This is a genomic window from Cupriavidus sp. 207A1 (assembly GCF_057798955.1).
The window spans coordinates 200293-218833 of the sequence record NZ_JBYOJO010000002.1; the positions used below are offsets into that span (position 1 = coordinate 200293).

Below are 18541 nucleotides of genomic sequence, written 5' to 3' on the forward strand. Positions count from 1 at the left end.
AGGCAAAGGTTCGGCGGGCGGCACTTTGCTCACCATTCCCGCGCATGCTCCTGTCCAGCCGCCGCCGCTTCCATCCCCTGACCCTGGCCACCGTGGCAATGGCGCTGCTGATTGCCGTGCCGGTTCTGGTGATCGCCTCGGCCGTGCTGCTGCCCGCCGGCGACACCTGGCGCCACCTGCTCGACACGGTGCTGGCCGAATACGTGCTCAATACCGTCTGGCTGCTATGCGGCGTGGCCGCGGGCGTGCTGCTGCTGGGCGTGACCACCGCGTGGCTGGTCTCGACCTACCGCTTTCCCGGCCATGCCGTGATGGAATGGGCGCTGGTGCTGCCGATGGCGATGCCGGCCTACGTGATCGCCTACGCCTACACCGACGCGCTGCAGTTCGCCGGCCCGGTGCAAGGCTGGCTGCGCGAGCTGACCGGCTGGCGCGCCCGAGACTACTGGTTTCCCGAAATCCGCTCGCTCGGCGGCGCGATCGCGCTGTTCTCGCTGGTGCTGTACCCGTACGTCTACCTGACCGCGCGCGCCGCCTTCCTGCAGCAGACCCAGAACACGCTCGAGGCCGCGCGCCTGCTCGGCCATGGCGCCTGGAGCCGGCTCTGGCGCGTGGTGCTGCCGCTGGCGCGACCGGGCATCGTCGCCGGCACCGCGCTGGCGATGATGGAAACGCTGGCGGACTTCGGCACCGTCGCCTATTTCGCTATCCCGACTTTCTCCACCGGCATCTACCGCGCCTGGTTCTCGCTGGGCGACAAGAACGCCGCGGCGCAGCTGTCGGCCTGCATGCTGCTGTTCGTCGCCGCGATCCTGCTGATGGAGCGCGCCAGCCGCGGCCGCGCGCAGGTGTTCGGCAACCAGCGCCGCGCCGCGGCCTGGACGCTGGACGGCGCGCAAGGCTGGCTGGCGCTGGCGGCATGCCTGGTGCCGGTGCTGCTGGGCTTCGTGGTGCCCGCGCTGATGCTGTGCCGCATGGCCTTTACCGATGGCGACGCACAGTTCGGCCCGCGCTTTGTCGGCCTGGTGCGCAACAGCTTCCTGCTGGCCAGCGCCACCGCGCTGGCGGCGGTGGCGGTCGCGCTGGCGGTTGGCTATGCCGCGCGCGCCGTCAACGGCAAGCGCAGCTGGCTGATGCGCGGCCTGACCCGGGTCTGCGGCATGGGCTATGCGCTGCCGGGCTCCGTCATCGCGGTGGGCGTGCTGGTGCCGGTGGCGCGGCTGGACAATGCGCTGTCGGCCTGGCTGCAGCAGCAGTTCGGGGTCTCGGTGGGGCTGCTGCTGACCGGCGGCATCGCGGCGCTGGTCTATGCGCTGCTGGTGCGCTTCCTGGGCGTGGCGCTGCAGACCGTCAATGCCGGGCTGGGCAAGATCACGCCCAGCATGGACGCCGCCGCGCGCAGCCTGGGCCACGGCCCCGGCGCCACGCTGCGGCGCGTGCATTTGCCGATGCTGCGCGGCAGCCTGCTGACCGCCGCGCTGATCGTCTTTGTCGACGTAATGAAGGAATTGCCGGCGACCTTCGTGATGCGGCCGTTCAATTTCGACACGCTGGCGGTGCAGGCCTACAACCTGGCCGCCGACGAACGCCTGACCGAGGCCGCCACCGCCTCGCTGGTGATCGTCGCGGTCGGGCTGCTGCCGGTGATCGTGCTGTCGCGCACGATCCGCCGCCAGGCGCAGCACTGAGCCGCCCCGGTCTCGCTAAAGTCGCGCGCGTCCCGCGCCGATAGCCTCTTATGGCCCGGCATCCGCCCGGGCGCGACCCGCGGCATGCCCGCCGCGCAAGAGCCTATGCTGCGATATCACATCCTGCTGTTCAAGTTGAACCGGCTCAGCCGCAACAAGCTGAGCGGCGTGGAAGAAGTCTCGCTGGCCGGACAGCTGGCCGAGATGATCGGCGCGGCCGACGCCGCCGCGCGCGTGATCGACGACCTGTTCGACCACGCCAACCCGCAGGTACGCCGCATCGCCCTCAATGCGATCCGCCGCGCGCGGCAATTCTCGGCACCCGCGCTGCAGCCCGCGCTGGTGCGCCGCATGGCCGATGCCGAGGCAGCGGTGCGCCACGATGCCGTGTGGATCGTGCAGGAAACCCGCATGGACAGCGCCGAACTGCGCGCCGCGCTGCGCCGCCTGGCCGGCAAGGTGCAACTGCCATGGGATGCCGAGCGCGCCCGCGCCAACCCGGGCGATACCGCGCTGGCGGCACAGGTGCGGGCACGCATGGCGCTGGACAAGCTGCTGGAGAAGAGCGCCGCGGAGCGCAACCAGGCGCTGGCGGCAATGGCGCTGGGCTCGACCTCGGACCAGCCCTATGCCGAAGGCACGGTCGGCCACAAGGGACTGCTGCATCGGGCGCTGGTGCGGCGGCAGGCGGGGCGCCGGCTCAACAGCAGCGTCAAGCTGACGTTCCGCAAGGTCGAACCGACGCAGGTGACGGGGAACAAGCGGTTCTTGCTGTGACCGCAAGGTCTGGCTGCCGACAACTCAGCAACCGCTTGTTTGCTCCCTCTCCCGCGCGCGGGAGAGGTGAGAAAACCAGAGTCAAGCCATCCTTCGGCTTTACTTGAACCCCGCCCGATCCACCAGCTTCTGCGCCTGCGGCTGGTACTTGCCCAGCTCGGCCACGTTGATGGTGTCGGACTTGAACTCGCCCAGCGCTTCGAGCACGGGGTTGCTGACCTTCACGCCCTTCACCACCGGCCATTCGTTGTTGCCGTCGGCAAAGTAGCGTTGCGCCTCGTCGCTGGCCAGGTACTCCAGGAACTTGACCGCCGCTTCCTTGTTGGGCGCGTGCTTGAGCATGCCGCCGCCGGAGACGTTCATGTGCACGCCCTGGCTCGACTGGTTGGGCCACACCACGCCCAGCTTGTCGGCCACGGCCTTGTCTTCGGGCTTGGTCGACTTCAGCAGCCGCGCGATGTAGTAGGTGTTGGCGATGGCCACGTCGCACTCGCCCGCGGCAACGGCCTTGAGCTGGTCGGTGTCGCCGCCCTTGGGCACGCGTGCCAGGTTGGCGGCCACGCCGCGCGCCCATTGCTCGGTGCGGGCCTCGCCGTCGTGGGCGATCAGGCTGGAAATCAGCGACAGGTTGTAGACATGGCCGCTGGAACGCGTGCAGACCTTGCCCTTCCACTTGGGATCGGCCAGGTCTTCATAGCTGGCGATGTCGCCGGCCTTGACCGCGGCCTTGTTGTAGGCGATCACGCGGCCGCGGGCCGAGAAGCCGAACCACTCGCCATTGGGATCGCGGTAGTTGGCCGGGATGCGCGACTCCAGCACCTTGGACTTCACCGGCGCGAACACGCCGGCCTGCTGGGCGCGCCACAGGCGCCCGATATCCACCGTGATGAACACGTCCGCCGGGCTGTTGGCGCCTTCGTTGCGGATGCGCTCCAGCAGCGGATCTTCCTGGCCTTCGATGCGGTTGATCTTGATGCCGGTCTGCTTGGTGAAGTTGGCGTACAGCGCCTCGTCGGTCTGGTAGTGCCGTGCGGTGTAGAGGTTGAGCACCTTTTCCTGGGCCGCCGCGGCAAGCGGCAGCGTCAGCAGGGCCAGTGCCGCGGCGCGCGGCAGCAAGGTTCGGATGGTGGTTTTCACGCGGTTGGCTCCCCAGCATGGTTTGGGCAGCCGCCGGGCACCCCCAAGGCCGCCCGGTGTTTGGATTCCGGTTAGCGGAAAACAATATTGATTCTTGTTCAGGCGGTCAAATTACATTTCTGTCATGTTTGACGGCGCTTGCGCCGGGTCAAGGTGACCCGTCAACTCCGGGATGAACGCGGCCTCAGCCGCGCCGCACCCACACCACCTTGCCGGCCTTGATCCCCAGCGTGCGCCGCTGCGGGTTGTAGTCCATGGTGCCAGGGAACTGCTGGGCGTCGCGTTCGCCCAGGCGCCACGTGCAGCCTTGCAGCAGGCCGATGGCTTCGGCCTCGGGCTTGCCGACCAGTGCGTCGTCGGCCAGCTTGTCCGCGGCGCAGCCGGCCGTCGTGCCGAGCGAGCCTTGCGGGCCCGGCGCCGGTGCCGGCGCTGCCGGCTCCGTCGGCGCGGCCGCGCAGCCGGCCAGCAACGCGCCGCCCGCGGCCAGCCACAGCAGTTGATGGGTGCGGCTGCGCATGGTGGCAAGCATCGCGATCATGGGGGCTCCTGTCAGGGTTGGCGAGTCAGAGGATTCTGGGACACATGGCCCGTATAGGGTTCAGGCCGCACTGAGCGGCGCCGGCGATGCCTTAGCCCCTGGCGCGCTTGGCCAGGGTCTTCATCGCATCGGCCGGCAACGGGCCGTGGCAGGTGCGCTCGCCGCCGGCCTCGCTGACCACCAGCCATACCTGGCCTGGCTGGTCCTTCGGGTGCAGCAGCCAGGCCGGGCCGCGCGCGTTGCTGCTCGGTGGCAGGTCTTCCAGCACGCCGGTGCTGGCCGATTGCAGCATCACCGCGCATTCGTTGGCCGGCACGCGCGTGGCCGAGAGAAAGGCCGGATTGCCGACCACCTCCGGCAACGCCGAGTCCGGCGCGCGCAGGAAGGCGTCGACATCGAACTTGCTGGCGCCGCCGCCGCTGCTGGCGCATGCCGCCAGCGCCAGCACGCCGGCGCAGGCCAGCACCATCCGGCCAGGACGACGATAGGTTGCGTCAGCGGGTGCCGACCCTTCGCGCGCATCGATCATGGCGGCCCTCATTGCTTCATCACGTCGGCGCCCTTGGGCACCGTGAACCGGAACGCATCGGCCGCCAGCGGCGGGTTTTTCTGCATGCCGGTGAAGGTCAGCAGCGTGGTGTTGCCGAACGCGTCGCGCAGTTCCATGGCTTCGAGATTGCCGGCCTTGAAGCCGATGCCGATGCGCTCGAACTGCGTGTCCTTGGCCTTGGGCGTCAGCTCCAGCCATTCCACGCCGTCGCGCGTCGGCCCGTTCCTGACCACGAAGTTCTTATCGAGGTCGTTGCTGCCGAACAGGATCGCCGCCGGGCTGGAACCGAGCGCGCCGTCGAGCTTGCGCTCGGTGACCTGGTTCAGGTCCTTGTCATAGATGTACAGGGTCTGGCCGTCGGCCTGCAGCAGCTGCTCGTAGGGCTTGGTATAGCGCCAGGTGAACTTGCCCGGACGCGAGAACACGAAGGTGCCGCTGGAGGTGCCGGTCACCTTGACGTTGGCGCCCTGCCCCTTGACCTGGCGCTGCGTGAATTCGCCGCGCGCGCTCTTCACGCCGGTAACAAAGCTCTGCAGCTGGTCGGTGGCGGCGGCGTGGGCCGGCGCCTGCAGCGCAAACATCGCCAGCGCGGCGCACGCCGACACGAGGATGCGGTTTGGCATGGTTGGGGTCCTGGTAGTTGTAGGGTTGGTGCTGCGCCCCGCCGTATCGCATACGGGCCGGGCGCGTGCGACCTGTCCTTTTAGAGGCGCCGTCAGCGCGGGGATTCCGCGCACCGCGCGCCGCCGGGTAACGGGATATTACGAGGCCCGCGCGAGCGGCGCTCAGTCATCTTCGCGCGCGGCGCCCCCACCCTGCACCAGGATGTCGCGGTTGCCGTTGCCCGACATGGCCGAGACCAGTCCGGCCTTCTCCATATCCTCGAGCAGCCGCGCGGCGCGGTTGTAGCCGATGCGCAGATGGCGCTGCACCAGCGAGATCGACGCGCGCCGGTTCTTCAGCACCACCTCGACCGCCTGGTCGTACAGCGGATCGGCTTCGCCGCCGCCACCGCCGATGCCGGCGCCGCCGCCGAAACCGTCGCCACCGCCGCCGTCATCGGTCAGCCCGCCTTCGAGGATGCCCTCGATGTAGTTGGCCTCTCCCGACTCCTTGAGCTTTTCCACCACCCGGTGGACTTCGTCGTCCGAGACGAAGGCGCCGTGCACGCGCACCGGCAGGCCGGTGCCCGGCGCCAGGTAGAGCATGTCGCCCATGCCCAGCAGCGTCTCGGCGCCCTGCTGGTCGAGGATGGTGCGCGAATCGATCTTGCTGCTGACCTGGAAGGCGATGCGGGTCGGCACGTTGGCCTTGATCAGGCCGGTGATCACGTCCACCGACGGGCGCTGCGTGGCCAGCACCAGGTGCAGGCCGGCCGCGCGCGCCTTCTGTGCGATCCGTGCGATGAGTTCTTCCACCTTCTTGCCGACCACCATCATCAGGTCGGCCAGCTCGTCGATGACGATGACGATGGTGGGCAGCTTTTCCAGCGGCTCCGGTGCGTCCGGGGTCAGGCTGAACGGGTTCGGGATCTTCTCTTCCTTCGCCGCGGCCTCGTCGATCTTCTTGTTGTAGCCGGCCAGGTTGCGCACGCCCAGCTTGCTCATCAGCTTGTAGCGGCGCTCCATCTCGCCGACGGCCCAGTTCAGCGCGTTGCCGGCCTGGCGCATGTCGGTCACCACCGGGCACAGCAGGTGCGGAATGCCCTCGTAGACGCTCATTTCAAGCATCTTCGGGTCGATCAGGATCAGGCGCACGCTTTCGGGCTTGGCCTTGTACAGCAGCGACAGGATCATCGCATTGATGCCCACCGACTTGCCCGAGCCGGTGGTGCCCGCCACCATGCAGTGCGGCATGCGCGCCAGGTCGGCCACCATCGGCTTGCCGGCAATGTCCTTGCCCAGCGCCATGGTCAGGCTGGAGGCGCTCTCGTTGTAGACCTGCGAGCCCAGGATTTCCGACAGGCGCACGGTCTGGCGTTTCGGGTTGGGCAGCTCCAGCCCCATGTAGTTCTTGCCCGGGATGGTCTCGACCACGCGGATCGACACCAGCGACAGCGAACGCGCCAGGTCGCGCGCCAGGTTCACCACCTGGCTGCCCTTGACCCCGGTGGCGGGCTCGATCTCGTAGCGGGTGATGACCGGGCCCGGGTAGGCCGCCACCACCTTGACCTCGACGCCGAAGTCCTTGAGCTTTTTCTCGATCAGGCGCGAAGTGAACTCCAGCGTCTCGGCGCTGACGGTTTCCTGGTGCGGCGGGATCGGATCCAGCAGCGACAGCGGCGGCAGGTCCGAATCCTGGATATCGGCGAACAGCGGCTGCTGCTTCTCGCGCTCGACGCGCTCGTGCTTGGGCACCGCCTGCGGGCGCACGATCTGCACCGGCGCCGCCTCTTCGATGCGCACGCGCTGCACTTCGACGGTTTCCTTGCGCTCGGTCTTGGCGGCCTCGCCGATGATGCGGTCCTGCTTGCTCTCGCGGCGGGCCTTGAAGCCCAGGAACAGGGTCTCGACAAAGCCGCCGATCTGCTCGGCCACGGTCAGCCACGAGAAATGGAAGAACAGCGACAGCCCGATCGCCAGCAGCAGCAACAGCAGCAGGGTCGCGCCGGTGAAGCCCAGCGCCACCTGCAGCCAGCCGCCGAGCAGGTCGCCCAGCACCCCGCCGGGTGCGCGCGGCAGCGCGGCGCGCAGCGGATACATGCGGATCGCCTCCAGGCCCATGCTGGAGAACAGGGTCAGCACGAAGCCGATCCAGCTGACGGTCACGCCCTGGCGGTGCAGGCCGTGGTCGGTGCGTTCGGGCAGCTCGGCGGTCAGCGTGCGCCAGCCGCGCCAGCAGCGGCGCACCAGCAGCACCGCCAGCCAGTAGGCGGAAAAGCCGAAGATGAAGAACAGCACATCCGCCACCCAGGCGCCGACGCGGCCGCCCAGGTTATGGATATCGGCCACCTGGTTGGCATGGGACCAGCCGGGATCGGTCTTGCTGTAGCTGGCCAGCACGCACAGGAAACCCAGCGTGACGGCCAGCAGCAGGAACCAGCGGACTTCGCCCAGCAGTTTGCCGATGCGGGATGGCAAGGCTGAGGGATCGGTGCGGGTGGTCGTGGTAGCTCGGGCCATGCCTGGTTGAAACTCGCGTGTTAGGGGATTCCGGATCGGTTTCGGACCGATGCCGCCGGCGGCCGGCGTTCTTTCGCCGGGTGACGGACAGGCATCGTGGCGGCCATTTTAACGTGGCCCGAGACTATCGCACCCATTGGAATTTGCAACAGTGAGCAAATGCGGCTCCTCTTATAATGTCGCTTTCGAGCAATGCCGGTGGGCATCATGCCGCACCGGCCACAGGAACGCATCATGGCAAAACACGCAAAAGTGCTGATTCTCGGTTCCGGTCCCGCCGGCTACACCGCCGCGGTCTACGCGGCCCGCGCCAACCTGGAGCCGGTGCTGATCACCGGCCTGGCACAGGGCGGCCAGCTGATGACCACCACCGACGTCGAGAACTGGCCGGGCGATGCCAAGGGCGTCCAGGGCCCCGAACTGATGCAGCGCCTGCTGGCGCATGCCGAGGAATTCAAGACCGAAATCATCTTCGATCACATCCATACCGCGAAGCTGGTGGACGACAAGGGCCAGCCGGCCCGCCCCTTCACGCTGATCGGCGACGCCGGCGAGTACACCTGCGACGCGCTGATCATCGCCACCGGCGCCTCGGCACAGTACCTGGGCCTGCCGTCGGAAGAATCGTTCATGGGCCGCGGCGTGTCGGCCTGCGCCACCTGCGACGGCTTCTTCTACAAGAACCAGGAAGTGGCCGTGGTCGGCGGCGGCAATACCGCCGTGGAAGAAGCACTGTACCTGTCGCATATCGCCAGCAAGGTCACCGTGATCCACCGCCGCGACAGCTTCCGCGCCGAGCCGATCCTGGTCGACCGCCTGCTGCAGCGTGAAAAGGAAGGCCGCGTGGTGATCCGCTACGACAGCGTGCTGGACGAAGTGCTGGGCGACGACTCCGGCGTGACCGGCATCCGCGTGCGCGGCACCAAGACCGGCCAGACCGAAGACCTGAAGCTGGCCGGCGTGTTCATCGCCATCGGCCACAAGCCCAACACCGACCTGTTCACCGGCCAGCTGGCCATGGAAAACGGCTACCTGGTGACCAAGTCGGGCCTGCAGGGCGATGCCACCGCCACCAGCGTGCCGGGCGTGTTCGCCGCGGGCGACGTGCAGGACCACGTCTACCGCCAGGCCATCACCAGCGCCGGCACCGGCTGCATGGCCGCGCTGGACGCCCAACGCTTTGTCGAAGCCCTGAAGTAAACAACCCCTGCGCCGGCGGCCATCACCGCCGGCGCGTCACACGGGCGCGGGCCCGCCCGCGGCCCCGCCAGTCGATATAATCGGCGCCGAGCCTCCGGAGATTTTTTTAATGACGCACGGCGCCCGCAAACCCGACCGACCGCCCCAACGCCTCGGCCTGAACGACCTTGCCAGGCTGCGCGACACCCTCAAGGCCGACACCGAGCGTCGCGAAGCCGAGCGCGTCGCCGCCGAGCAGGCAGCCGAGCGCGCCCGCGCCGAAGCCGATGTGTTCCGCGCCAGCGTGGGCCAGGTCAGCCAGCTGCGCGACCGCAACCGCGCCCACCATCCCCCCAGCAAGCCCGCACCCGTGCCGGTGCAGTCGCAGCGCAACGACCAGGCGGTGCTGCAGGCGTCGCTGTCGGACGAGTTCGATGTCGAAAGCCTGCTCGAGACCGACGAGACGCTGTCGTTCCGCCGGCCCGGCATCGGCATGGACGTGGTGCGCAAGCTGCGCCGCGGCGAATGGGTGCCGCAGGACAAGGTCGACCTGCACGGCCTGCGCAGCGACGAGGCGCGCGAGGCGCTGGCCGAGTTCCTGCGCCGTTCGGTGCGCAACGGCGTGCGCTGCGTGCGCGTGATCCACGGCAAGGGCCTGGGCTCGCCCGACAAGCTGCCGGTGCTCAAGGGCAAGGTGCGCAGCTGGCTGGTGCAGAAGGAGGAAGTGCTGGCCTTCGTGCAGGCGCGCGAAGCCGAAGGCGGCGCCGGCGCGCTGATGGTGCTGCTGCGCCAGCCGCGCGCCTGACGCCGCGTCCCGGATGCACGTTCCGCTCGAATTGCTGATGGGGCGGCTGCCCCTGATCCTCCACATCATGGAGGTGATCGGCGTGCTGGCCTTCGCGGTCTCGGGGGTGGTCGATGCCCGCAAGCAGCGCCTGGACGTGGTCGGCACCTTCGTGGTGGCCTTTGCCACAGCCTTCGGCGGCGGCACCGTGCGCGACGTGCTGCTCGACCGGCGCCCGTTCTACTGGGTCGACCATGAAGGCTATGTGCTGCTGATCTTCGTGATGTCGTTCGGCGCGTCGTTCGTGCTGCGCGTGGTCAGCCGGGTGGCTTCGGACCGGGCCATGATCGTGGCCGACGCCATCGGCCTGGGGCTGTTCTCGGTGACCGGCGCCTCGCTGGCGCTGGTGGCGCAGATGACGCCGACCGTGGCGGTCATGATGGGCATCATCTCGGCGGTGTTCGGCGGCGTGGTGCGCGACGTGCTGTGCAATGAAGTGCCGATGATCCTGCGCGACCGCTCGCCCTATGCCACCTGCTCGTTCATCGGCTGCTGGATCTATATCGGCCTGACCTGGGTCGAGGTGCAGCAGGAGGCGGCGCTGCTGACCGGCGCGCTGGCGATCATCGCCATGCGCCTGGCGTCGGTGCGCTATGGCTGGAAGCTGCCCAGCTGAGCGGCGGCTAAGGCGGACCCACCAATGAAAACGCCGCCCTGCAGGGCGGCGTGTCGCTGCGCTGGCCGAACCGGCCGATGGCTCAGACGGCGGCTTCGTCCTGCTCGCCGGTGCGGATGCGGATCACACGCTCGATCTCGGTGACGAAGATCTTGCCGTCGCCGATCTTGCCGGTGTGGGCGGCCTTGACGATGGCGTCCAGCACGGTGTCCAGCTGGTTCTCGGCCACCACCACTTCAATCTTGATCTTGGGCAGGAAGTCGACCACGTACTCGGCGCCGCGGTACAGCTCGGTATGCCCTTTCTGGCGGCCAAATCCCTTTACTTCGGTCACCGTCAGCCCGGTCACGCCGACGTCAGCCAGGGCTTCACGCACCTCGTCGAGCTTGAACGGTTTGATGATGGCGGTAATCTGCTTCATGACTGGCCCCTGTTTATCGTTTGTTCACGCCGCCCGGCGGCGCATCGCCGCGGACGCGGCGCTCTCCGGAGGGCATTTTAACAGCCCTTGGGCGCTTGCATTTCCGCCACGCCCGCTGCCGGCGCCGCTGCTGCGTGGGGTGGCGCGCATCCGCCGTCGTCCGCGCCTGTGGATAACCCTGTGGGCAGCCACTGGAGAACCTGTGCGCAAACCGGCACTCCCGCGCCATGTCCCTCGGGCCAGGCCCTCAGTCCGGCACCTTTTCCAGATCCGCCAGCCACACCACCGATTCCGAATCGCTGGGCGCGCGCCAGTCGCCGCGCGGCGACAGCGAGCCACCCGAGCCCACCTTGGGCGCATTCGGCACGCATGATCGCTTGAACTGGCTGGTGCGGAAGAAGCGGTCCAGGAAGATGGCCAGGTTGCGCTTGATGTCGGGCAGGCCGTACTGGTTGCGCACGACGTGCGGGCCGTTGGGCCAGATGCCGCGCTCGCGGTCGCCCCAGGCATGCTGCGCCAGGAAGGCGATCTTGGACGGGGCAAAGCCGAAGCGCAGCGTGTAGTAGAGGTTGAAGTCCTGCAGCTCGTACGGGCCGATGGTGCTCTCGGTCTTCTGTTCCGGACCGTGGTTGCTGTCGCCGGGGATCAGCTCGGGGCTGATGTCGGTGTCGAGCACCGCCAGCAGCACGTCCGAGCCGCCCTCGCCCACCTGCCCGGTCTCTGCGACCCAGCGCACCAGGTGCGAGATCAGCGTCTTGGGCACGCTGGCGTTGACGTTGTAGTGCGACATGTGGTCGCCCACGCCATAGGTGCACCAGCCCAGCGCCAGCTCGCTCAGGTCGCCGGTGCCGATGACGATGGCATGGTTGTAGTTGGCCAGCCGGAACAGGTGGTTGGTGCGCTCGCCCGCCTGCACGTTCTCGAAGGTTACGTCGTAGACCTTCTCGCCGGCGGCATAGGGATGGCCCAGGTCCTTCAGCATCGCCAGGCACGACGGCCGGATATCGATCTCGGTCGCGCTGCAGCCCACCACCTGCATCAGCTGGCGCGCCTGCTGCAGCGTGCGCCCGCTGGTGGCAAAGCCGGGCATGGTGTACGCGAGGATATTGGCGCGCGGCAGGCCCAGCCGGTCCATCGCCTTGGCGCAGACCAGCAGCGCGTGGGTGGAATCGAGCCCGCCCGAGACGCCGATCACCACCTTGCTGATCTTGCTTGCCGACAGCCGCTGCACCAGCGCCTGCACCTGGATGTTGTAGACCTCCATGCAGCGTTCGTCGCGCTGGCGCGGATCGGCCGGCACGTACGGGAAGCGCGCCACGTTGCGCTCCAGCGGCAGCGACTTTTCCAGGGTCAGGTCGAGCGGGAAGCGCACCACGCGGAAGCGCTCCACCTCGTCCTTGTGCCGGCGCACCGAGTGGCCGAAGGTGACCTGGTGCATGCGCTCGCGCGACAGCCGTTCGACGTCGATATCGGCGAACAGCAGGTGCGAGGTGTCGGCAAAGCGCTCGGACTCGGCCAGCAGCTCGCCGTTCTCGCAGATCAGCGCCTGGCCGTCCCAGGCCAGGTCGGTGGACGACTCGCCCTTGCCGGCCGAGGTGTACAGGTAGGCTGCCAGGCAGCGCGCCGATTGCTGCGACACCAGCTGGTGCCGGTAGCCGGACTTGCCCACCACGATATTCGATGCCGACAGGTTGACCAGCACCGTGGCCCCGGCCAGCGCCGCGAACGACGACGGCGGGATCGGCACCCATACGTCCTCGCAGATTTCGGCGTGGAAGCGGAAGTCGGGGATGTCCTCGAGCTCGAACAGCAGGCCGGCGCCGAACGGCACCTGCTGGCCCAGCAGTTCGATCGAATCGACCGCGGCGTTGTCGGCGGCGCTGAACTGGCGTGCCTCGTAGAACTCCCAGTAGTTGGGCAGGTAGGTCTTGGGCACCACGCCCTGGATGCGCCCGCGCGCCACCACCACGGCGCAGTTGAACAGCTGGTGCTCGACCCGCAGCGGCATCCCCACCACCATTGCCGCCGGCAGCTTGCGTGAGGCCTCGACGATGGTGGCCAGCGCCGCCTGGCAGGCATCCAGCAGCGCGCGCTGGTGGAACAGGTCGTCGCAGGTGTAGGCCGACAGCCCCAGTTCCGGGAACGCGACCAGCACGGCGCCGCGCTGCGCCGCCTGCGTCGCCAGGGCAATGGTCTCGTTGGCGTTGAAGGCCGGGTCGGCCACGCGGCAGACCGGCACGCCCACCGCGACGCGCGCAAAGCCGTGCGAATACAGGTTGAAAAACAGGTTTTTCATATCGGGCCTTGGTGTTGGGAGTCGTGCGGTGGGCCGTTGAACCAGCCGCAAGCGTGCGGGTCGTCCGCAGCATCCGTGGATGCCTGGGAAAGCACTATTGACCAGGAGGCTCCATTTTACGACGCCGGCCCTGGGGCGGGGTTTCCGGTAGACTCGACCGGTCCACAGAGGGAACTGGTGCAATGCAGTCTGAATCATGCGTGCCCGGACAGGGCCAGCCGGCACGGCAAACGCGCAGCGAAGCGGGCGACGCCGCCCCGGAATACCGTACCGAGATCGTCTCCGACCTGGGCCAGGTCGATGCCGCCGCCTGGGACGCCCTGGTGGCCCGTCATGCCGACGCCACGCCCTTCCTCAAGCATGCCTTCCTGCACGCGCTGCACGCCAGCGGCAGCGCCTGCCCGGATACCGGATGGCATCCGCGCTACCTTACGTTATGGGCGCCGCCCGCGGCGGGCCGTCCGCAACGGCTGGCCGCCGCCATGCCGCTGTACGCCAAGGCGCATTCCTATGGCGAGTATGTCTTCGACTGGGCCTGGGCCGACGCCTATGCGCGCAACGGCATCGAGTACTACCCCAAGTGGCTGGCGGCGATTCCGTTCACGCCGGTGCGCGGCGCGCGGCTGCTGGCCGAAGACGCCGAGGCGCGCCGGCTGCTGCTGCAGGTGGCGCTGGCGCTGGCCGCCGACAGCCAGATGTCGTCGCTGCACATCCTGTTTCCGGACGAGGCCGAAGCCGCGCTGATGGCGCAGGCCGGCATGCTGATGCGGCACGGCGTGCAGTTCCACTGGACCAATGAAAACTACGGCGGCTTCGACGACTTCCTCGCCACGCTGTCGCAGAAGAAGCGCAAGAACATCCGCGCCGAGCGCCGGCAGGTGGCCCAGGCGGGCATCAGCTTCCGCCGGCTGCGCGGCGCGGAGATCGACGACGAGGCGTGGAAGTTCTTCAACCGCTGCTATCGCCAGACCTACCGCGAGCACCATTCCACGCCTTACCTGAACCTGGATTTCTTCCGCCGCATCGGCGCCGCGATGCCGCAGCACCTGCTGCTGGTGATCGCCGAGCGCGCGGGCCAGCCTATCGCCGGCTCGCTGCTGGTCTATGACGCTGCGCCGGAAGTCAGCACGCTCTACGGGCGCTACTGGGGCGCGCTGGAATACCACCCGTGCCTGCATTTCGAGACCGCGTACTACCAGCCGCTCGAGTTCTGCATCGAGCACGGCATCGGCACCTTCGAGGGCGGCGCGCAGGGCGAGCACAAGATGGCGCGCGGCTTCCTGCCGGTGGCCACGCGCTCGGCCCACTGGCTGGCGCACCCGGCCTTTGCCGATGCGGTCGAGCGCTTCCTCGCACGCGAGCGCCAGGGTATCGACGCCTACCTGGACGAGCTGGGCGAGCGCAACCCGTTCGCGCGTGCCTGACGCCTGCGTCGCTCAGCGCCACATGCGCCGCAGCGTGTCGTCGCCCAGCATGTAGTGATGGAACAGCGATGCCATCGCATGCAGGCCAATGACCAGGTAGAACGCGGTGCCGAGGGTTTCGTGGAGCTCTTTGACGCTGTCCTTCAGCGCCGGGTCGGGCGCGACCAGTGCCGGCACTTCGATGCCGAGCGCAGGCAGCGCCAGCAGATGGCCGCCGGCATTCATCGCCAGCAGGCCAAGCAGCGGCTGGGCCAGGATGAACAGGTACAGCAGCCAGTGCATGGCCGCGCCGGCCAGTTGCATCCAGCGCGCGCCCGGCTCCGGCGCCGGGGCGCCGCGCACCAGCCGCCACAGCAGCCGCGGTACCGCCAGCACCAGCACCAGCGCGCCGGCCCATTCATGCACCGCCATGGCCAGCGCGCGCGGCGGCGTGCCCCTGGCTAAGCTGCCCTTCAGCTCGATCGCGGCATAGGCCAGTGCCACCAGCACGAACACCGCCCAATGGAAGGACACCGCCAGCCGGTCATAGCGGCGCGACGATGGCAGGGTCTGCGGCAACGGCTGGATTTCGGTGATGGGATGCATGGGGACTCCTCTTGTTTGTACCCGCCTAGCGTAGCCCAGGCCACTTTGCCGGGTGCTAACGCGCATCAAGCGCTCGGCAATAAAAAACCCCGCCGGAGCGGGGTCTGTTCAGCGGGCGTTCAGCTTACTTCTTGTAGTTGGCCACGCCGTCGGTGATTTCCTTGTGGGCTTCCTCGATGCCGGCCCAGCCTTCCACCTTGACCCACTTGCCGGCTTCCAGTGCCTTGTAGTGCTCAAAGAAGTGCTTGATCTGGTCCAGCAGATTTTGCGGCACGTCGGACAGGCCCTTCATGTAGGCGGTGGCCGGCGACAGCTTGTCGACCGGCACGGCGACCAGCTTGGCGTCGACGCCGGACTCGTCGGTCATCTTCAGCATGCCGAGTGCGCGGCAACGCACCACGGCGCCGGCCAGGATCGGGAACGGCGACAGCACCAGCACGTCGACCGGGTCGCCATCGCCCGACAGGGTCTGCGGGATGTAGCCATAGTTGGCCGGGTAACGCATGCCGGTGCCGATGAAGCGGTCGACGAACAGCAGGCCGGTTTCCTTGTCGGCCTCGTACTTCACCGGATCGCTCTGGGCCGAGATCTCGATGATGACGTTGAAATCGTTGGGGATGTCCTTGCCCGGGGATACGAGGTTGAAGCTCATGCGGTTCTCCAGATGCCTGCGCTGTGTTGTCGGATGGCGGGCATTATAGCGGCTCGCGCCTGACCGGTTGCTGACAAGCCGTCGCCGGTCCTGGCTTCGCCAGCCCGCTGCAACGCGTTGCAGCGACGCCGGCGTCGGCGATAATGGCGCATTCTTCAGCCGACACTGAATAGCCGCAGCCCCTGCGCTGCCTAACGCTGCCCTAACGCTGCCCCTATGCTGCCCCGGAGCCACCCATGCACGCCCAGCACTTCGTCGCCAACCGCCTGATCGCGCCCGACAACGGCCTGCGCATCAAGGTTTTCGATCCCTCCAACGGCGAGCCCTTCGCCGAGATTGCGCGCGGCAACGCCACCGATATCAACGTCGCCGTCCATGCGGCACGCCAGGCCGCCGACGGCGCCTGGGGCCAGATGGCCCCGGCCGAGAGGGTGCGCCTGCTCAACCGCGTCGCCGTGGCGCTGATCGCCCATGAAGAGCAACTCGGCGCGCTCGAGGCCCGCGACACCGGCAAGCCGCTGCGCCAGGCCCGCGCCGACGCGCGCGCGGTGGCGCGCTACTTCGAGTTCTACGCCGGCGCGGTCGACAAGCTGCACGGCCAGACCATTCCCTACAACCCCGGCTACACCGTGCTGACGGTGCGCGAGCCGCACGGCGTGACCGGCCACATCATCCCGTGGAACTACCCGCTGCAGATCTTCGGGCGCAGCGTCGGCGCGGCGCTGGCAGCCGGCAACGCCTGCGTGGTCAAGCCGGCCGAGGACGCCTGCCTGTCGCTGCTGCGCGTGGCCGAGATCGCCGCCGAGGCCGGCCTGCCCGAAGGCGCGCTCAATATCATCACCGGCTACGGCCACGAGGCCGGCGCCGCGCTGGCGCGCCATCCGGGCATCAACCACATCTCGTTCACCGGCTCGCCGCAGACCGGCAAGCTGGTGTCGCAGCTTGCCGCCGAGAACCACGTGCCGGTCACGCTGGAACTGGGCGGCAAGTCGCCGCAGATCGTGTTCGCCGATGCCGACCTCGACGCGGTGGTGCCGGTGGTGGTCAACGGCATCGTGCAGAACGCCGGCCAGACCTGCTCGGCCGGCAGCCGCCTGCTGGTGGAGCGCCCGGTCTACGACCTGCTGCTGGACCGGCTCGCATCGGTGTTCGAATCGCTGCGCGTGGGCCCGTCCGAGCTCGACCTGGAATGCGGCCCGCTGATCAGCCGCAAGCAGCAGCAGCGCGTGTGGGATTTCGTCTCGGACGCGCAGCACGCCGGCGTGGCGGTGATGGCGCAGGGCCAGATCGTGGCCGAGGCCCCGGAGGCCGGCTACTACCAGGTGCCGATGCTGTTCCGCGACGTGCCGCCCGCGCACCGGCTGGCGCAGGAAGAGGTGTTCGGCCCGCTGCTGGCGGCGATGCCGTTCGACACCGAGGCCGAAGCCATCGCGCTGGCCAACGGCACGCCCTACGGGCTGGTCGCCGGGGTCTGGACCCGCGACGGCGGGCGCCAGCTGCGCCTCGCGCACAAGCTGCGCGCGGGCCAGGTCTTCATCAACAACTACGGCGCCGGCGGCGGCGTGGAGCTGCCCTTCGGCGGCAGCGGCCAGTCCGGCTACGGCCGCGAAAAGGGCTTCGAGGCCCTGTACGGATTCACCACCCTGAAAACCATCGCCATTCAACATGGGTAACATCAATTTCCTGTCGGTCGCCTTCGCCATCTTCTTTTTCTGGATGGCCTGGCATGTGCGCAACAAGCGCGCCACCAATCCTTCCGGCATGCCGCGGCTGCAGGTGTTCAAGCGCAAGTGGGGCGACGTGGTCGGCGACCGCGTGCACTGGTGCCTGTATGTCGCGCTGCCGTTCCTGCTGGCGCTGATGATGGTGGCGAATGCCCTGAGGGGGCGCGGGCCGTTTTCGCACTAGTCCCGCCCTGCACCGAACATCACCAAAACACTGAGGAGACAAGCCATGAGACTGGCCAACAAGGTAGCGATCGTCACCGGCGGCGGTTCCGGCTTCGGCGAAGGCATTGCCCATACCTTTGCGCGCGAAGGCGCCAACGTGGTGGTGGCCGACCTGCGCGAGGAAGCCGCCGAGCGCGTCGCCGCGGCGATCCGAGATGCCGGCGGGCGCGCCCGCGCGGTGCGCGCCGATGTCTCGCGCGAAGCCGACACCGAGGCCATGCGCGAAGCCGCCCTTGCCGTCTTCGGCGATGTGCATATCGTGGTCAACAACGCCGGCACCACGCATCGCAACAAGCCGATCCTGGAAGTCACCGAAGACGAGTTCGACCGCGTCTACGCCGTCAACGTCAAGAGCATCTACTGGTCGGCGCGCGCTTTCGTACCGCATTTCCGCCGGCGCGGCGGCGGCGTGTTCGTCAATATCGCTTCCACCGCCGGCATCCGGCCACGGCCGGGGCTGGTCTGGTACAACGGCAGCAAGGGCGCGGTGATCACGGCGAGCAAGGCCATGGCCGCGGAGCTGGGCCCCGACAATATCCGCGTCAACTGCGTCAACCCGGTGATCGGCGCCACCGCGCTGCTCGAGGAATTCATGGGCATGCCCGACACGCCCGAGAACCGCGCACGCTTCCTCGCCACCATCCCGATGGGGCGCATGTCGACGCCGCAGGACGTGGCCAACGCCTGCCTGTACCTGGCTTCGGACGAAGCCGCCTTCATCACCGGCACCTGCATCGAAGTGGACGGCGGCCGCTGCGTCTGA

At 68.2% G+C, this 18541-nt stretch carries 18 protein-coding genes; 9 read left to right on the forward strand and 9 right to left on the reverse strand.

Annotated elements, in window-relative coordinates; genetic code table 11:
• The first annotated feature begins 44 nt into the window (after window positions 1-44).
• Both AC3FMM_RS03700 and AC3FMM_RS03705 read left to right on the forward strand, forming a co-directional pair.
• Complete coding sequence (locus tag AC3FMM_RS03700) at window positions 45-1688, forward strand: ABC transporter permease (protein ID WP_115708556.1); 1644 nt, start codon at window positions 45-47, stop codon at window positions 1686-1688.
• 105 nt (window positions 1689-1793) lie between these two features.
• Entirely contained in the window at window positions 1794-2465 is a 672-nt protein-coding gene (locus tag AC3FMM_RS03705) for a hypothetical protein (RefSeq protein ID WP_116312263.1), read from the forward strand.
• Window positions 2466-2564: 99 nt separating this feature from the next.
• Here the strand turns inward: AC3FMM_RS03705 and AC3FMM_RS03710 are convergent, their stop codons facing one another.
• From AC3FMM_RS03710 to AC3FMM_RS03730, 5 genes are all read right to left on the reverse strand, one after another.
• Window positions 2565-3602 (reverse strand): Fe(3+) ABC transporter substrate-binding protein, encoded by a 1038-nt coding sequence (locus AC3FMM_RS03710; RefSeq protein WP_488686124.1) that lies wholly within the window; start codon window positions 3600-3602, stop codon window positions 2565-2567.
• A 184-nt stretch (window positions 3603-3786) separates the two neighbouring features.
• A complete protein-coding gene (locus AC3FMM_RS03715; RefSeq protein WP_488686125.1) occupies window positions 3787-4140 on the reverse strand; it encodes a hypothetical protein in 354 nt (117 codons plus the stop codon).
• 91 nt (window positions 4141-4231) lie between these two features.
• Complete coding sequence (locus AC3FMM_RS03720) at window positions 4232-4609, reverse strand: hypothetical protein (RefSeq protein WP_240991288.1); 378 nt, start codon at window positions 4607-4609, stop codon at window positions 4232-4234.
• 68 nt (window positions 4610-4677) lie between these two features.
• Complete coding sequence (gene lolA / locus AC3FMM_RS03725) at window positions 4678-5313, reverse strand: outer membrane lipoprotein chaperone LolA (RefSeq protein WP_115708546.1); 636 nt, start codon at window positions 5311-5313, stop codon at window positions 4678-4680.
• A gap of 162 nt (window positions 5314-5475) precedes the next feature.
• Window positions 5476-7812, reverse strand: a complete 2337-nt coding sequence (locus AC3FMM_RS03730; protein ID WP_473703867.1) for a DNA translocase FtsK — start codon at window positions 7810-7812, stop codon at window positions 5476-5478.
• Window positions 7813-8046: 234 nt separating this feature from the next.
• Between AC3FMM_RS03730 and trxB the strand changes: the two genes are divergently transcribed.
• The 3 genes from trxB (at window position 8047) to AC3FMM_RS03745 (ending at window position 10451) form a co-directional block, all read left to right on the forward strand.
• A complete protein-coding gene (trxB, locus tag AC3FMM_RS03735) occupies window positions 8047-9012 on the forward strand; it encodes a thioredoxin-disulfide reductase (protein WP_115681404.1) in 966 nt (321 codons plus the stop codon).
• Window positions 9013-9121: 109 nt separating this feature from the next.
• Window positions 9122-9796 (forward strand): Smr/MutS family protein, encoded by a 675-nt coding sequence (locus tag AC3FMM_RS03740; RefSeq protein WP_115708543.1) that lies wholly within the window; start codon window positions 9122-9124, stop codon window positions 9794-9796.
• Between the two features lie 13 nt (window positions 9797-9809).
• Window positions 9810-10451 carry a trimeric intracellular cation channel family protein gene (locus tag AC3FMM_RS03745; protein WP_115679673.1) on the forward strand — a complete coding sequence of 214 codons (642 nt, stop codon included), beginning with the start codon at window positions 9810-9812 and terminating at the stop codon, window positions 10449-10451.
• A gap of 82 nt (window positions 10452-10533) precedes the next feature.
• Here the strand turns inward: AC3FMM_RS03745 and glnK are convergent, their stop codons facing one another.
• On the reverse strand, window positions 10534-10872 hold the full coding sequence (gene glnK / locus AC3FMM_RS03750) for a P-II family nitrogen regulator (RefSeq protein ID WP_006162803.1): 339 nt from the start codon (window positions 10870-10872) through the stop codon (window positions 10534-10536).
• 247 nt (window positions 10873-11119) lie between these two features.
• Window positions 11120-13168, reverse strand: a complete 2049-nt coding sequence (locus AC3FMM_RS03755) for an NAD(+) synthase (protein ID WP_115708541.1) — start codon at window positions 13166-13168, stop codon at window positions 11120-11122.
• A gap of 182 nt (window positions 13169-13350) precedes the next feature.
• Between AC3FMM_RS03755 and AC3FMM_RS03760 the strand changes: the two genes are divergently transcribed.
• On the forward strand, window positions 13351-14592 hold the full coding sequence (locus AC3FMM_RS03760; protein WP_488686126.1) for a GNAT family N-acetyltransferase: 1242 nt from the start codon (window positions 13351-13353) through the stop codon (window positions 14590-14592).
• Between the two features lie 12 nt (window positions 14593-14604).
• Here the strand turns inward: AC3FMM_RS03760 and AC3FMM_RS03765 are convergent, their stop codons facing one another.
• Together AC3FMM_RS03765 and ppa are read right to left on the reverse strand one after the other, a co-directional pair.
• A complete protein-coding gene (locus AC3FMM_RS03765) occupies window positions 14605-15177 on the reverse strand; it encodes a cytochrome b (RefSeq protein WP_116312258.1) in 573 nt (190 codons plus the stop codon).
• Window positions 15178-15301: 124 nt separating this feature from the next.
• Entirely contained in the window at window positions 15302-15829 is a 528-nt protein-coding gene (ppa, locus tag AC3FMM_RS03770; protein ID WP_012352043.1) for an inorganic diphosphatase, read from the reverse strand.
• Window positions 15830-16065: 236 nt separating this feature from the next.
• Between ppa and AC3FMM_RS03775 the strand changes: the two genes are divergently transcribed.
• Genes AC3FMM_RS03775 through AC3FMM_RS03785 form a run of 3 tightly spaced genes read left to right on the forward strand, consistent with a single transcriptional unit; the run spans window position 16066 to window position 18541 of the window.
• Window positions 16066-17502, forward strand: coding sequence for an aldehyde dehydrogenase family protein (locus AC3FMM_RS03775; protein ID WP_115708533.1), 1437 nt, complete (start codon window positions 16066-16068; stop codon window positions 17500-17502).
• Window positions 17495-17737: a hypothetical protein gene (locus AC3FMM_RS03780; protein ID WP_010813008.1), complete on the forward strand. Its 243-nt coding sequence runs from the start codon at window positions 17495-17497 to the stop codon at window positions 17735-17737. The genes AC3FMM_RS03775 and AC3FMM_RS03780 overlap by 8 nt, the downstream gene beginning before the upstream one ends.
• Window positions 17738-17782: 45 nt before the next feature.
• On the forward strand, window positions 17783-18541 hold the full coding sequence (locus AC3FMM_RS03785) for an SDR family oxidoreductase (protein ID WP_115708531.1): 759 nt from the start codon (window positions 17783-17785) through the stop codon (window positions 18539-18541).